This window comes from Salinibacterium sp. SWN167 (assembly GCF_015864665.1).
Taxonomy (GTDB): domain Bacteria; phylum Actinomycetota; class Actinomycetes; order Actinomycetales; family Microbacteriaceae; genus Rhodoglobus.
The window spans coordinates 310693-325769 of sequence record NZ_JADYWU010000002.1 but is presented as its reverse complement, the minus strand read 5'-3'; the positions used below and the strand labels follow the sequence as shown (position 1 = coordinate 325769).

Genomic DNA, 15077 nt, shown 5'->3' with positions numbered 1-15077 from the left:
TGCAGGCACCCGCCACTTGGCGGTCGACGGATGTCGGGCGCGCTGCCGTGGTGAATTAGACGGAGTCGCGCCGTACAAGAGACGTCGGCAGAGTGTCACGAATCGGCGCCTCCCCTGGAGCCGCAATCAGTTCGGCGAGCGCCGTAACCATTCGCGCACCGAGCTCTTCGAGCGGCTGCCGCACGGTCGTCAGCCGGGGTTCGAGAGTTGTCGCGATGACAGTGTCGTCGAACGAAACGAGCGAAATGTCTTCGGGCACTCGACGACCCCGCGCTTTGAGCGTTCCCACGGCGCCCGCCGCCATGAGGTCAGACATGACGAATACGCCATCGAGATCGGGATACAGGTCGAGTAGTCGCCCCATCGCTTCTGCGCCGCCGGCTGTAAGGAAGTCTGACTCCGCGACGAGGGTGCTATCGAGACCGTGAGCGTCGAGCGCCATTTGAAAACCTCGAAGGCGGTCTTGAGACACCCCCATGCCAATCGGACCGGTAATGATGCCGATGCGATGGCGGCCCGCGGCAATGAGAGTCTCGGCAGCGAGCCGGCCTCCCCCGACGTTGTCGGAGTCGATATACGACAGCGCGGAGTCCACCGACTCAATCGGACGACCCAAGAACACAACGGGGAGATCAGTTTTTTCGAGCAGACCCGGCAGTTCCGTGTTGTGAGATTCGAGAATCACCATCGCACCGTCAACGTGACTGGCTTCGAGAAAGCGCAGAAACTTCTCGTCGCTCTCATCGTTGGCACGCAGCAGCATCACGAGTTGTTGGTCCGTTTTGGCGATCTCCCGAATGGCTCCGTGGAGCGCCATCGCGAAGAACGAGTTGGTCATGCCTTCGATGTTCGTTTCCGAGACGATGAGCGCGACCGAATCGTGGCGACCACGGGCTAACGAGCGTGCGGCAGGGTTGGGGCGAAAGCCTAGCTTTTCAGCTGCACGCTGCACCGCTGCACTGCGCTCGGGGTGAACCGTGAGCTTGCCGTTGATTGCGCGAGAAGCCGTTGTGCGCGATACGCCGGCCTCACGCGCGACGTCGTCGAGGGTAACCATCTGCACATCATCCCCTGCCTCGTCGTAATTCGTGGAACGCGCACCGCTCGTCGTTGCGAATTTTAGGGAAGCGCAATCTTTTTGTTGTCTTTCCCGACATAAGCCTATACGGTGGCATTACTTCATCAAGGAAGCGCTTCCTCGGACAGTCCTCGAACGCACTTCCCCAATGGATGCCCCCTCAAATCCCCAATCACACCTCAACGTGGAGGACGTAATGTCAGCGAAAAGAATCGCCAGAACAGTGATCGCGGGAGGCGCAGCTCTTGCGCTTCTTGCCGGATGCTCGGGCGGAGGTGACACCGACGGAAAGATCACTCTCGACGTCTGGACCTTCGGTGGCATGGGCCTCGACGAAGCATTTGCAACGTACCAAGAAGAAAACCCCAACATCATCCTCAAGGTCACCAACGCCGGCGGATCCGATGAACAAGCTCAGGCACTGACCACCGCCCTCGCTGGCGGCAAGGGGCCCGACGTAGCGGCAATCGAAGTCGGCTACATGTCGCAGTTCAAGGCTCAACCGCAAAACTTCGTTGATCTGCGCACTCTCGGTTCAGACGACATTGAAAGCAGCTTTCTCGACTGGCGCTGGTCTCAAGGCGTCGCCGCTGACGGCTCGGTAGTCGGCATCCCCACCGACGTGGGCGGGCTGGCAATGGCCTACCGCACCGATCTCTTCGAAGCCGCCGGACTCCCCAGCGACCGCGACGAGGTAAGCGCCCTCTGGCCGACGTGGGACGACTTCATCGAGGTCGGCGCAGAGTACCGCGCAGCTACCGGCAAGGGAATGATCGACAACGTTAACAGCGCGATCTTCAACCCTGCGGTACGCCAGGGCAGCGAAATGTACTACGGCGACGGCGACGACGACCTCATCTACGACAGCAACCCCGACGTGCAGGAGGCGTTTGGCTACGCTCTCGACGCCATCGATGCGGGCATCAGCTCACGCACTCCGTCGTGGAGTGAAGCGTGGAACGCCGGAATGAACAACGGTGACTTCGCCGTGCTCGCCGCCCCAGCGTGGATGATGACCTACATCTCCCAGCAGGCGCCAGACACCTCAGGAAAGTGGGATATCGCAGCGGTTCCCGAGAACGCCGGCAACTGGGGCGGCAGCCAGCTCGCTATCCCCGCTAAGTCAGACCACCCCGAAGAGGCATTCGCCTTTATCGAGTGGCTCATGTCGCCGGAGCGTCAGCTCGAGATTTTCCAGGCCCACGGCAACTTCCCGTCGACCCCGGAACTCTACGAAACGGAAGACATCCAGAACTTCACCAGTGAGTTCTTCAACGATGCCCCTGTCGGACCGATCTACGCCAACAGCGTGGCGTCCATCGAGCCGATCTTCGAAGGTCCGCAGCAGCGCATCATCGACACCGCAATCTTAAACTCGCTCTCGCAAGTCGAGAACGGTGAAGAACCTGCGGCTGATGCCTGGTCCACTGCACTTAAGAACGTCAAGACTGCCCTAGGCGGCTAGTGCTCCCGGGGCGGGCTCACTCGCGTGGGTCCGCCCCTTCCCATCCCCTGTCAAGGAGTTCGCCATGGTTCTGTCTGCCCCTCCCCGTTCCACCCCCGCGCCTCAGCGCCCCCAGAGCACCAAGAGCGCCAAGAGCACCGGCCTCAAGCCTCGCCGTCGCATCAAGTCGGCGTCGCGAGTGGATGCTTTTGCCCCCTACATGTACATTGCGCCGTTCTTCGCGCTCTTCGCCGTGTTCGGCCTGTTCCCCACCGTCTTCACGTTCTATGTCGCTCTCTTCGACTGGAATCCGATCGGCGGCCAGACCTTCATCGGTCTGGACAACTTCGTCACCCTCTACGGCGACGAGCGTTTCTGGAACGCGATGCGCAACACCTTCAGCATCTGGATTCTCTCGACTGTTCCGCAGCTGCTGCTCGCCCTCTTCCTTGCTCAGCTACTCAACAACGCTCGATTGAAGTTCGCGAACCTTTTCCGCATGACGATGCTCGTTCCTTACATCACCTCGGTGGTGGCGACAACGATCGTCTTTGCCTCGCTCTTTGGTCGCGACTACGGCCTCATCAATAGCTTCCTCAACTTCTTCGGAGTCGAGTCGATTGACTTCGCGGCCAACACGTTCGCCAGTCACATCATGGTTTCGACCATGGTGCTGTGGCGCTGGTTCGGGTACAACACTCTGATCTATCTGGCGGCGCTCCAAGCGATCCCCAAGGACATCTATGAAGCTGCCGCCATCGATGGTGCGGGAGGTTTCAAACAGTTCTTCTATGTGACGATTCCCTCGCTTCGTCCCGTCATCATTTTCACGATTATCGTTTCCACCATTGGTGGCCTTCAGGTCTTTACGGAGCCTCTACTACTCTCCGCCCCTGGCCTCACGGGCGGTTCCGGTCGCCAGTTCCAGACCCTCAGCCTGTTTATGTACGAGCAAGGGTTCGGCAACTTCCAGTTCGGCTACGGCTCCGCCATCGGCGTGACCCTGTTCGCCCTGATCGTCGTGTTCTCTGTCATCAACTATCTGCTCTCTCGTCGCATCACCTCAGACGACTAAGGACGCCATCATGACTACTTCCACCCCTGACGCTGTCGTCACCACTGCTCCTCGCCTCCGCAAACGTGCTTTCGCCGGTCGCGTGCGCTGGTGGACCTACGCGTTCCTCTTCGCCTCGGTCGCCGTGAGTGCGTTTCCGTTGTATTGGATGTTCGTCGTCTCGACGAATGACTCCGCAGCGGTTTCCCAAACTCCCCCGACTGTGGTGCCGGGCGGTAACTTCTTTGTTCTCGCGGAGCAGGTCTTTACGACTGTGCCGTTTGTGCAGAGCCTGGCGAACTCATTCGTCGTGGCGGGAAGCATCGCGATTTCTCAGATGATCTTGTGCACTCTCGCCGGCTTCGCTTTCGCGAAGCTGGAGTTCCGGGGGCGCGATCCGCTCTTCATCATTGTGCTCATCACGATGATGGTTCCCACCCAGCTCGCGGTGATCCCCCTGTACATGATCATGTCGAACCTCGAGTGGATCGATACCCTTCAGGCGCTGATCGTGCCCGGCATGGCAAGCGCCTTCGGCATTTTCTGGATGCGCCAGCACCTCTCGACCGTTCTCAACAACGAGCTCATGCAGGCGGCAAGAATCGACGGCTGCAGCACCTGGCAGATCTATTGGCGCATCGCCTTCCCGCTCGTGCGCTCCGCTGGATTCGTGCTCGGACTGCTCGCGTTCGTCACGGCGTGGAACGACTTCCTCTGGCCCCTGATCGTCATCCAGTCGCCCGAAAACTACACGGTGCAATTGGCCATCAAGGCTCTGCAGCGGCAGTACTTCGTCGACTACGGCCTCGCGATGTCCGGGTCATTCCTCGCGACAATTCCGCTGCTGATTCTCTTCATCTTCGTCGGCCGCAAGATGGTTGCCGGCGTCATGGATGGCGCGTTCAAGGGCTAAGCCCTGACCTGCCCCAGCGTCCGCTCCGCTTCCACCCCAGAAAGAAACCATGACTCTCTTTATCACCACGCCCGCTGGCGCCAGCGAAACCAACGATCAGGTCGAGCACCTCATTGCACAGATGACTCTCGAAGAAAAACTCGCCCAACTCGTCGGCATCTGGGTAGGCGCTGGCGTCGATGGCCAAAGTGTTGCCCCCATGCAGAGTGCGCAAGACGACGGGGCCGACGACTTCAACGAATTCTCGAAGAACGGCCTCGGCCACCTCACTCGCGTGTTCGGTACGGTTCCGGTCAGCCCTGCCGCCGGTCGCTCCGCCTTGGGCCGTACCCAACGGTGGTTGCGCGACAACACTCGGTTGGGTATCCCGGCGATCGCCCACGAAGAGTGCCTGACCGGTTTGGCGGCGTGGCAAGCGACCACGTTCCCCACTCCCTTGGCGTGGGGCGCAACGTTTGATCCGGCCCTCATCGAAGAGATGGGGCACGCGATCGGCGAGAGTATGGCGAAGCTCGGGGTTCACCAGGGCCTCGCTCCCGTGCTCGATGTTATCCGCGACGTGCGCTGGGGCCGGGTCGAAGAGTGCATTGCCGAAGACCCTTTCGTCGTGGGGGAACTCGGTTCTGCCTACGTTCGTGGACTGCAATCCACGGGCGTCATCGCCACCCTTAAGCACTTCGTCGGGTACTCGAACTCGCGAGCGGGGCGCAACCTGGCTCCCGTCCATGCCGGCCCGCGCGAAGTGGCCGACGTGCTGCTTGTTCCCTTCGAGATGGCGGTGTTGGATGCGGGCGTGGGCTCGGTCATGCACTCGTACGCCGAAATTGACGGAGTGCCCGTCGCATCCGACCCCACTCTGTTGACCGACCTCTTGCGCGATCGCTGGGGCTTTGACGGAACCGTCGTCGCAGACTACTTTGGCGTCGCGTTTCTCGAATCGCTGCATCAGGTCGCGAGTGACCTCGGCGACGCGGCCGCTCAAGCGTTGACCGCCGGCGTGGATATCGAGTTACCCACCGGCAAGGCCTACTTGGCACCGCTCGCAGACAAGGTGCGCAGCGGCGACGTCGACATTGCGCTCGTCGATCGGGCACTGCGCCGGGTGCTCGCGCAGAAGCAGCAGCTCGGCTTGCTCGACCCCGAGTCCGCCGCTTTCTCAGTGGACGCGACTGACGAGGAGATCGATCTCGATCCCCCGCACCACCGCGCGATCGCCGCGGCCATCGCCGAGAAGTCGATCACGCTGCTGAGCGACGGCGGTATTCTGCCGTTGGCTCCGGATGCTCGCATCGCCGTTGTGGGCCCCAACGCGCACCGCACCGCTGCCCTCTTCGGCTGCTACTCCTTTACCAATCACGTGCTTGGGCAGCATCCGGATGTCGCCATGGGCATTGAAGTCGAGACGCTGTTCGAGAGCCTTCAGCACGACTTCGGTGGGGTGCTTGGCTACGCGCAGGGATGTGCCGTGGATGACGACGACACCTCGAACATCGCCGAGGCTGTTGAGCTCGCCACCGCTGCCGAGGTTGCCGTCATCGCCGTCGGCGACCACGCCGGGCTCTTTGGGCGCGGCACCTCGGGGGAAGGCTGCGATCGCGACTCACTCGAGCTTCCCGGCGTGCAGCGCCAGCTCGTCGAAGCGGTGCTCGACACCGGAACCCCGGTGGTACTCGTGGTCATTTCCGGACGCCCCTATGCCATCGATTGGGCTGCTGCTCGTGGCGCCGCCATCGTTCAAGCATTCTTCCCCGGCGAAGAGGGGGCTGCGGCAATGAGCGGTGCGATCGCCGGTCGCATCAATCCCTCAGGCCGGCTGGCCGTTTCAGTACCGCGCTCAGCGGGGTCGCAACCGTACTCGTACCTTCACCCGCGTCTCGGGGAACCGAGCGAAGTATCGAACCTCACGACGGCTCCCGCCTTCCCTTTCGGCTTCGGGCTCAGCTACACGAGCTTCGGCTATTCGGATGCGGGCGTCGCCTCCGACACAATTGCTGCCGACGGCAGGTTCGACATCCACTTCACGGTGACGAACACGGGCACTCGCGAAGGAGATGAAGTCGTTCAGGTGTACGCGAATGATGTCGTGGGTTCTGTTACCCGACCCACGCGTCAGCTGGTCGCGTTCACGCGAGTGACGCTGCAGCCGGGCGAATCGCGCACTCTCGCGATGAGCATCCCGACCACGCGCATCGCGTTCAGCGATCGCAGCCTGACGCGCATCGTCGAGCCCGGCGACGTGCGGCTGTGGCTCGGCAGTGACTGCGAGACCGAAGCGGCACCGCTCGGAACGGTCACGATCACCGGGCCCGTTCACTCCGTGACGACGAACGACAGCCGAAGCGTGGATATCACTGTCGTCACCTAAGCCGTCTGGCTTTCGGCGGGCGACTGAGCATCCCCCGCCGAAATAGCGGATGCCGCACCGCCCGCACTTGTCCCGTGGGCGCGCGGGCTCCGCGCACAACAGCGCCCCGGTCAAGATGGTGACCGGGGCGCTGCTGGAGCCGATCAGATGATCGGAGAGGGCGTACTTACGCTGCGGTGAGCGTGTTCGATACCGAGATGAGGGTAACGATTGCCGCGTTGATGAAGCCGGCGATGTACGGGTTGTTCGTCTCACGGTAGATCTTGCGCGAGATGACTGCGGTTACGGCCAGGATGAGGATGACCGGGTAGAGCCAGATGCTGAAGATTCCGCCGAAGCCGTCGATCGTGTACCCCGTGGTGAAGAAGTTGGTGTACTGAGCAACGACGAGAACGATGGGTGCCAGAGCGTTGAAGAACGCGAGCAGTGCCGTGTTGATCCACTCCTTGCCGCGGATGGAGAAGCGGTTGAAGGCGTTGACCGCCACCGAGTTCGCCACGAAGTAGATCGCGAAGAGCGGCAGGTACATGAGTGCAATGCCGACCTTGTCAGGCGTGAAGGCCTTGACAGCGACAACCCACCAGCGGAAGTCCGTCTTGAGGAAGTAGTCAAGCACGAAGACGATCGCGTACGCCGAAACAACGACGACAAACGACAGACCGAGTCCGTGGAAGAACTTCTTCCAGCCAGGCAGCACTCCAGAGGCACGAAGGTCGAGACCGTTCTTGCGCCCGAAGACCAGGTACGAGATCGTCATGATGATGATCGCGGCAATGGCGTTGACCGCAGCCCAGAAGGCGACGAAGAACACAGCGCCCTGAGGCATGAAGAACTGAACAGCGTTGAACGCAATCGCGCCCACCCACGGGGTGTTAGCGAGGATCAACCAGCTCCAACCGGAGATGATTGCCGAAACAACCAGTCCGCCCCAGAACCACGCGAGTCCCTTGCGGGTAGCGGGCACCACTGCTGCTGCAGGGGTACGGAGCCCAGCGAAGGCGCGGGTCGAGAGCATGGCACGCGTGAACGCGAGCAGGAAGATTCCGAAGCCGATCAGACCGAAGAGCGTGAAGGTCTCCTTGACCTGCCACACCTGTGAGCCCGAGGCGATCTCGTTGGGAGCACCGAATGCTTCTTGGAAGAACTCGATCTGGCTAGCAACCGTTGTCTGGGAGATGGTTCCCCACGGGTGGTTTTGTGCTGGCGTGTAGACAATACGGAGAGCATCCGTGCCATCGACGGAGTCGGTGTAGAACTCGCTCGCTTCGCGAACGTCAGAGGAAACCTCTTCCGGGTTTGCACCGAAGTGGAGGAACGACTGAGCGTTCGGGGTTCCGATGTACTCGCGCGGCGGCGTGAGAACTTCGCCCTCGGGGCTGTAGCTGCGGAAGAAGAACTCGTCGTACTGGTCAGCAACGATTCCGACATCGCGGGCACCGTAGAGGTTGAAGTACGCGTTATCAGCTTCGGCATCCGTGTAGACAGCGTCGTTGTCGACGAGCAGGATGGCCGAGATGAGCTGTTCGTCAGCGGCGTTGTCGAGCACGGTCGAGAAGTTTGCTGCGCGCGCACCGTTCGAGTGACCGCTCACACCAATCTTGTCGGTGTCAACGTAGGGGAAGTCGGCGACGAGCTTCACAGCGTCGTACATACCGGTTCCGCCGAGCGTGACGTCCGTGGTCAGCGGCGAAGAGTTGCCGTGGCCGTACATGTCGATCGACACGACAACGTAACCGCGACGGGCAAGCTCAACGTAGTTAGCGTCTTGCATTTCGCGGTTGTTCCACCAACCGTGGCTCACCACGATGACCGGAGCCTTGTTGTCGACGGTTGCCGAGTCGGGCTTGAAGAGCAGTGCGCTCATCGTCTGACCCGACGAGGTCTCCCAGTTCATGTCCTTCACGCTGATGGAGCCTGCACCGGTTTGAACGATGGACGCACCAATGGAGGTGACCACCATCATGACTAGCGAGAGAACGAGCCAGAAGCTGTTCCTCTTTACTAACGAGGTTTTCATTGATTCCCTACCCCTTCGTGGGTATCGATTGCTGTGTGATTATGAACGTGACTGACAGCACGTCCGTCATGGGTAAATCAGGCAGATTAGGTCTCCACGTCCTCATCAACCCAGCCCATGGTCTTGGTTACCGCTTTTTTCCAGTTGCGGTAAAGCTGATCTCTCTCGAGGCGCGCCATTTGCGGCTTCCACCTCTTGTCTTCGTTCCAGGTCGACAGCACATCGTGCTCGCTCTCCCAGAAACCGATCGCGATCCCGGCTGCAAAGGCGGCGCCGAGGGCGGTGGTTTCGGTGATGCGGGGGCGGATGACATCCACGCCCAGCTGGTCAGCCTGAAACTGCATGAGAAGTTCGTTGGCCACCATGCCGCCGTCGACGCGGAGCTCCGCGAGGTCGACTCCGGCATCCGCATTCATGGCGTCCATGACCTCGCGCGTTTGGTACGCGGTGGCTTCGAGCGCTGCACGAGCGATGTGGTTCTTGGTGACGTAACGGGTGAGTCCGAGAAGGGCTCCCCGAGCATCCGGTCGCCAGTAGGGGGCGAAGAGGCCGGAGAAGGCCGGCACGAAGTAGGCGCCACCGTTGTCTTCGACTTCGAGAGCGAGGCGTTCGATATCAGGGGCGTCGGCGAACATCCCTAGGTTGTCGCGCAGCCACTGTACGAGCGATCCGGTGACAGCGATCGACCCTTCGAGGGCGTAGACGGGAGCGGCGTCACCGATCTTGTAGCAAACCGTAGTGATGAGGCCGTTATTGCTGTGCACGCGCTTGTTGCCGGTGTTGAGCAGCAAGAAGTTGCCGGTGCCGTAGGTGTTCTTGGCCATGCCCTCGCTGAAGCACGCCTGACCGAAGGTGGCAGCCTGCTGGTCTCCGAGGATGCCCGCAATCGGCACTCCCGGCAGCGAACCGTGGTCGCGGCAATGGCCAAAGATCTCGCTCGATGAACGAATCTCGGGCAGCATCGACATCGGGATACCCATATCGGCGGCGATATCTTCACGCCACTGCAGGGTGTCAAGGTCCATCAGCATGGTGCGGGATGCGTTGGTCACGTCGGTCGCGTGCACTCCCCCGTCGATACCGCCGGTGAGGTTCCAGAGCAGCCACGTGTCAATGGTTCCGAAGAGCAGTTCACCGCGGTCGGCCGCTTCTTGAGCACCGTCGATGTAGCGGAGAATCCAGGTGACCTTGGGTCCGGCGAAGTACGGTGCGAGCGGAAGGCCAGTGATGGCTTTGTACTTTTCGAGTCCCTCGGCGCCCGCGAGCTCGTTCACGATGTGCTGAGTGCGAGTGTCTTGCCAGACGATTGCGTTCGTGACCGGCTTGCCCGTGAGCTTGTTCCACACCACCGTGGTTTCACGCTGGTTGGTAATGCCGACGGCGGCGATGTCCTGGTACGTGAGGTTCGCACGCGACAGCGAAAGGCCTACTGTCTCTCGAACGTTGTCCCAGATTTCCATCGGGTCATGTTCGACCCAGCCGGCGCGCGGAAAAATCTGTTCGTGTTCGAGCTGCCCGTTCGAGACGATACGCGCGTCATGATCAAAGATGATCGAGCGAGAGCTCGTCGTCCCTTGGTCAATTGACAAAATGTACTGTGTCATTTTTGGCGTATCTCCATTGATCGTCTGTACTTCTGTAGGGCAGTTTCGTGCCCGGTTTCAGTAGTTCGGTTACTTCGATTCGAGTGCTGCGGGCGGGGTAACGAGCGGCACGATCTGCGGTGCTGCTTCGCGCACGGTGGATGCGGCTTCGTCATCGCGGGTGAGCGCGGCAGCAGCCACGGCATCCGCCATCTGGTGGTAAACGGCAACTTCGTGAGCGGTGGTCTGCTCGTCCCAACCGAGCAAGCTCGCTGCGATTTCGGCGACCTCAGGAACGGCGGCCATTCCCTCGTTGAGGTACTCGTAGTTCATCCGAGTGCGTCGCGTCATGAGGTCTTCGAGGTGCAGGGCGCCTTCGTGCGTGATGGCGTAGGCAATCTCGGCACGCAGGTACGCGGACGCGTGCGTGAGCGGCTTGCCCATCGTCGGGTCGGCATCCGCCATCGCAGCGATTTCGCTAATGTTTGCGCCATAGCGGTGCAGCAGGTGATCGATCATCTGATCGCTCCAGCCGTACTTGGTGCTGAGCTCGGCGGCACTAGCGCGGGCCTCCGCGAGACCGTCAGCACCGAGAAGCGCAACGCGGGCGGTGGTCGACGGATTAGCTTTGGCAGCCTCTTTGCCGATGGCAAAGTCGACGGCATCCTTGGCCATGACGCGGTAGGTGGTGAACTTTCCACCGGCAATCACGGTGAGGCCGGGGATGGGCGATGCCACGGTGTGCTCGCGCGACACCTTGGCCGAGTTGGTGCCTTCCATCGTGCCGGGCTGCAGCAGGGGGCGAAGACCCGCCCAAGTGCCGATCACGTCGGTGCGGTCGATGGGGTGGGCGAGAACGGCGTTCGCTTCGGCAATGACGTAGTCGATGTCGTCGGCGGTAGCCGCGGGGTTGAGCAGGTTCTCTTTCCACGGGGTATCAGTGGTGCCGATGACCCAGTAGCGCGACCACGGGATAACGAAGAGCACGCTCTTGGACGTCTGCAAGATCAGGCCGGCTTCACCCTTGATACGCTCGCGCGGAACAACAATGTGGATGCCCTTGGAGGCCAGGACCTTGAGTCCGCCGCTTTCGTGGGCAAGCTCTTGAGTCTCGCCCGTCCAGACGCCGGTGGAGTTAATGACGGCCTTGGCGCGAACGGGGAAGGTCTTTCCGGTTTCGAGGTCGACCATGACGGCACCGTTGACGGCGCCATCCTCGTTGTGAGTGATTTCAATGACCTGGGTGCGGCTGGCTGCTGCCGCGCCGTGGGCGGAAGCGGTGCGGATGACGCTCACGACATAGCGAGCATCATCGACGTTGGCATCCCAGTATTCGATCGCGCCAACGGCAGCGTCGTGAGCGAGGCCGGGGAATCGAGCCGCGAGTTGCTTGCGCGACAGGTGGCGGTGCCACGGCACGCTGCGCTTGCCGCGAGAGTTCTTGACCGTGACGGACGCGAGGAAGTCGTAGAGGGCGATACCGGCACCGACGAAAGCGCGCTCCCACACGTGGTGGCGCAGCGGGTAAAGGAAGGGCAGCGGACGCACGAGGTGCGGTGCCACATTGTTCAGCAGCAGATCGCGCTCGGTGAGTGCTTCGTGCACGAGCTTGAAGTCGAGCATCTGCAGGTAGCGCAGTCCACCGTGGATGAGCTTGCTGGCGCGGCTGGAGGAACCCGCGGCCCAGTCTTGGGCTTCGACAACGACGGTGTCGAGACCCCGAGTTGCGGCATCCAGTGCGATTCCCGCACCGGTGATTCCTCCACCAATAACGAGCACGTCAAGCTCACGACCCGGCTGTGCACTATCAACGAGGCGCTGGATAGCGCTGTCGCGGGTTTCTCGAGTGAGGGACTGATCAGCCATGAACAATGCTCTTCTAACGTGTGGTGGTGGTACCGCCGAGGGCGGCTGTGAATCCTCTGAGATGAGTCACGTTGAGCAGCGTATTACGGTAGCTATACCCAATGACAAACTGAGCAGCACATCTGCACGAACGTGCAAGGATGGAAGGCATGGAACGCGAAGAGGCAATGCTGTCGGCATCATCGATGTATTACTTGCAAGACATCAAGATGGACACCATCGCCAACCACCTACATATGTCGCGCTCGAGCGTGTCTCGGCTGCTTCGAGATGCTCGCGAAAGTGGGCTCGTTGAGATCACTCTGCGCCCCACCCCCACGCGCGGTCCCGGTCTCGCGAAAAAGATCGAGGGTTGCTTCGGCGTCGAGACCCACGTTGTCCCGGTTGCTGACCTGGCGGATGAGGCAGAACGGCTCGATCAAGTGGCCCGTGCCACCGCCAGAATGGTGACCAGCTGGTTCGACTCCGACATGATTATGGGGGTTGCTTGGGGTACCACTTTGGCCGCGATCTCCAAGTATTTAGGCAAAAAACCCACCCGGGGAAGCGCCGTTGTTCAGCTCAATGGTGCGGCGAACGTGCGCACCTCGGGAGTCGAATACGCGGGTAATCTGATCGCCAACTTCGGTGACGCCTTCGATGCCCAGGTGCACCTTTTCCCAGTGCCCGCGTTCTTCGATTACGCGGAAACCCGCAACGCGATGTGGTCAGAGCGGTCAATTGTGCGCGTGCTCGAATATCAGCGCCGAGCCGATATTGCGCTGTTCTCGATCGGTGCGATTGCGGGAGAGGTGCCCAGCCACGTCTACTCCGCCGGCTACCTCGAAGCCGGAGACATCGCCACCCTCGACAGCGAAGGGATTGTGGGCGACGTGTGCACCATTTTCTTGCGTGAAGATGGCACCTACGAAGACCTCTCGATGAACGCACGTGCAACCGGACCGACCCCCGCCGAACTGCGGTCAATCCCCCGCCGCATCTGCGGCGTCGCCGGCGACAACAAGGTCATTCCGCTACTCGCAGCTCTGCGGGCAGGCGTTATTACTGACCTCGTAATCGATGAACAGACCGCGACGAGACTCGTCGAACACGTTCTCGAGCTCAAGGATGGCGCGGCATCCGACGGCGAAATCGCCTTCCAAGGCGAGCAGCGCAACGATGAGGCGGGTACCCCGAGCTAGGGCTCGTGGTATCCGCCTCAGTTTTCAGTTCGAAGTGCGCTCGCTAGTGTGGTTGGAAGAAAATGATCGTCTTGAGGCTTTACCGCGCTTCGTAGCGTGGCGCTATCGAACGGTCATACGCGCGGAGGCCCTGCGACGACTTGAAGTTCGGTGAAACCGTGAAGCCCCCAGGGACCATTCTCAACGCCGACACCGCTCCACTTATGCCCGCCGAACGGGAGGTGCGGCCGCACACCACGCCCGTGCTCGTTGATCGAAACCTGACCGGCATCGAGCTCGCCGGCGATGCTATAGGCACGCTCCGGATCACCCGACCAAACGGATGCCGTCAATCCGTACTCACTCTTGTTTGCACGCTTGATTGCGTCATCGATATCGGTGTATGACAAAACGGGCAACACAGGCCCGAACTGCTCTTCAGCAACGACCCGTGTGCTGTCAGAAACATTGTCGAGAATCGTAGGTTGGAAGAAGTATCCGTCCCTGTCGATTCGTGAGCCCCCAGCAACGGTGCGTGCGCCGTTGCTTGTCGCATCCTCGACCAGCTCCGCCACGCGGCTCAACTGGGGTTCGTTGTTGATCGGGCCGAGCTGTGCTCCGGCCACAGTGCCGTCATCGACCTTCACGGAGCGAGCAATCTCACCCAGTGCTTCGGTGAGCTCAGCGCGAATGCTCTCGTGCGCGTAAACCCTCTTGACGGCATAGCAGAGTTGACCGTTGTTGTAAAAGGCATTCCAGAACAAAGTCTCGGCTACCTCGGAGACGTTTACGTCCGGAAGGATGATCGCCGGGTCGTTGCCGCCCAGTTCCAGAGTGACGCGCTTGAGGTCATCCGCTGCGTTAAGGGCGACGATCTTGCCAATCTCAGTGGAGCCCGTGAAACTCACCTTGCGCGGAATTGGATCCGAGACCATAGCCGACCCCAGGGTTCCCGAGACCACGTTGAGCACGCCGTCCGGAACGATCCCGCGGAAAAGCTGCCCCAGCGCAAGAGTTGACATAGGGGTGAATTGCGATGGCTTGACCACCACGGTGTTGCCCGCACGAAGCGCCGGGGCGATCTTCCAGACGGCGAGTGCGATAGGGAAATTCCAGGGAGTGATCGCGCTGACGACTCCGAGCGGGCGCCGGAAGATTTCTTCGTAACCGGCTGCATCATCGCGGATCACCTCGCGCGGAATCTCTAACTCTGCGTAGTAATCGAACCATGCAGCCGCGGCCATCAGTTCGCTCGCCGCCACATCCAATGGCTTCCCCTGCTCGGCAGTGAGAATGGGCGCAATCGAACTGACTCCGTTCCGAACCGCGTTCGCCATCTCTCTGAGCACTTCGCGGCGGTAGTTGTCGTCCCTCTTCCACGTAGCAAAAGCAGACTGAGCCACTTCGAAGACACCGTGGAGCTGCTCTGCGGTGATCGAGGGTGCCTCCGCAAAAAAGCGACCCGTCGCTGGGTTAATGACAGAGAAGGAACTGGACGCGTTAAGGTCCTTTCCGCCACTGGTGGCCGCAATTTTCAGCATCTGCGTGTCGGAAATCGTCATTGAAATCTTCCTCTCGTAACCGAGGTCATCGACTC

Annotated in this window: 10 protein-coding genes; 5 read left to right on the top strand and 5 right to left on the bottom strand. The window is 60.9% G+C overall.

Features of this window, described 5'->3' with window-relative positions; genetic code table 11:
- Positions 1–55 precede the first annotated feature (55 nt).
- Positions 56–1057 (bottom strand): LacI family DNA-binding transcriptional regulator, encoded by a 1002-nt coding sequence (locus I6E60_RS11450; protein ID WP_197180426.1) that lies wholly within the window; start codon positions 1055–1057, stop codon positions 56–58.
- 217 nt (positions 1058–1274) lie between these two features.
- On the opposite strand from I6E60_RS11450, the gene I6E60_RS11445 reads away from it, so the two are divergent.
- The 4 genes from I6E60_RS11445 (at position 1275) to I6E60_RS11430 (ending at position 6854) form a co-directional block, all read left to right on the top strand.
- Positions 1275–2543 (top strand): ABC transporter substrate-binding protein, encoded by a 1269-nt coding sequence (locus I6E60_RS11445; RefSeq protein ID WP_197180424.1) that lies wholly within the window; start codon positions 1275–1277, stop codon positions 2541–2543.
- Between the two features lie 64 nt (positions 2544–2607).
- Positions 2608–3597, top strand: a complete 990-nt coding sequence (locus I6E60_RS11440; protein ID WP_197125853.1) for a carbohydrate ABC transporter permease — start codon at positions 2608–2610, stop codon at positions 3595–3597.
- Between the two features lie 10 nt (positions 3598–3607).
- The gene (locus tag I6E60_RS11435; protein ID WP_197125776.1) at positions 3608–4489 is read left to right on the top strand and encodes a carbohydrate ABC transporter permease; all 882 of its coding nucleotides are present in this window, start codon (positions 3608–3610) and stop codon (positions 4487–4489) included.
- A gap of 49 nt (positions 4490–4538) precedes the next feature.
- Positions 4539–6854 carry a glycoside hydrolase family 3 N-terminal domain-containing protein gene (locus tag I6E60_RS11430; RefSeq protein ID WP_197180422.1) on the top strand — a complete coding sequence of 772 codons (2316 nt, stop codon included), beginning with the start codon at positions 4539–4541 and terminating at the stop codon, positions 6852–6854.
- A gap of 166 nt (positions 6855–7020) precedes the next feature.
- Here the strand turns inward: I6E60_RS11430 and I6E60_RS11425 are convergent, their stop codons facing one another.
- The 3 genes from I6E60_RS11425 to I6E60_RS11415 form a co-directional block, all read right to left on the bottom strand.
- Positions 7021–8871 carry a S9 family peptidase gene (locus tag I6E60_RS11425; protein WP_197180419.1) on the bottom strand — a complete coding sequence of 617 codons (1851 nt, stop codon included), beginning with the start codon at positions 8869–8871 and terminating at the stop codon, positions 7021–7023.
- Between the two features lie 86 nt (positions 8872–8957).
- The gene (gene glpK, locus I6E60_RS11420; protein WP_197125780.1) at positions 8958–10475 is read right to left on the bottom strand and encodes a glycerol kinase GlpK; all 1518 of its coding nucleotides are present in this window, start codon (positions 10473–10475) and stop codon (positions 8958–8960) included.
- Between the two features lie 69 nt (positions 10476–10544).
- Positions 10545–12320 carry a glycerol-3-phosphate dehydrogenase/oxidase gene (locus I6E60_RS11415; protein WP_197180417.1) on the bottom strand — a complete coding sequence of 592 codons (1776 nt, stop codon included), beginning with the start codon at positions 12318–12320 and terminating at the stop codon, positions 10545–10547.
- Between the two features lie 149 nt (positions 12321–12469).
- Here I6E60_RS11415 and I6E60_RS11410 point away from each other — a divergent pair, with 149 nt between their 5' ends.
- Positions 12470–13501, top strand: coding sequence for a sugar-binding transcriptional regulator (locus I6E60_RS11410; RefSeq protein ID WP_197125782.1), 1032 nt, complete (start codon positions 12470–12472; stop codon positions 13499–13501).
- A 113-nt stretch (positions 13502–13614) separates the two neighbouring features.
- On the opposite strand, the gene I6E60_RS11405 is transcribed toward I6E60_RS11410, so the two are convergent.
- Positions 13615–15042 carry an aldehyde dehydrogenase family protein gene (locus tag I6E60_RS11405; protein ID WP_197125863.1) on the bottom strand — a complete coding sequence of 476 codons (1428 nt, stop codon included), beginning with the start codon at positions 15040–15042 and terminating at the stop codon, positions 13615–13617.
- Positions 15043–15077: the final 35 nt, after the last annotated feature.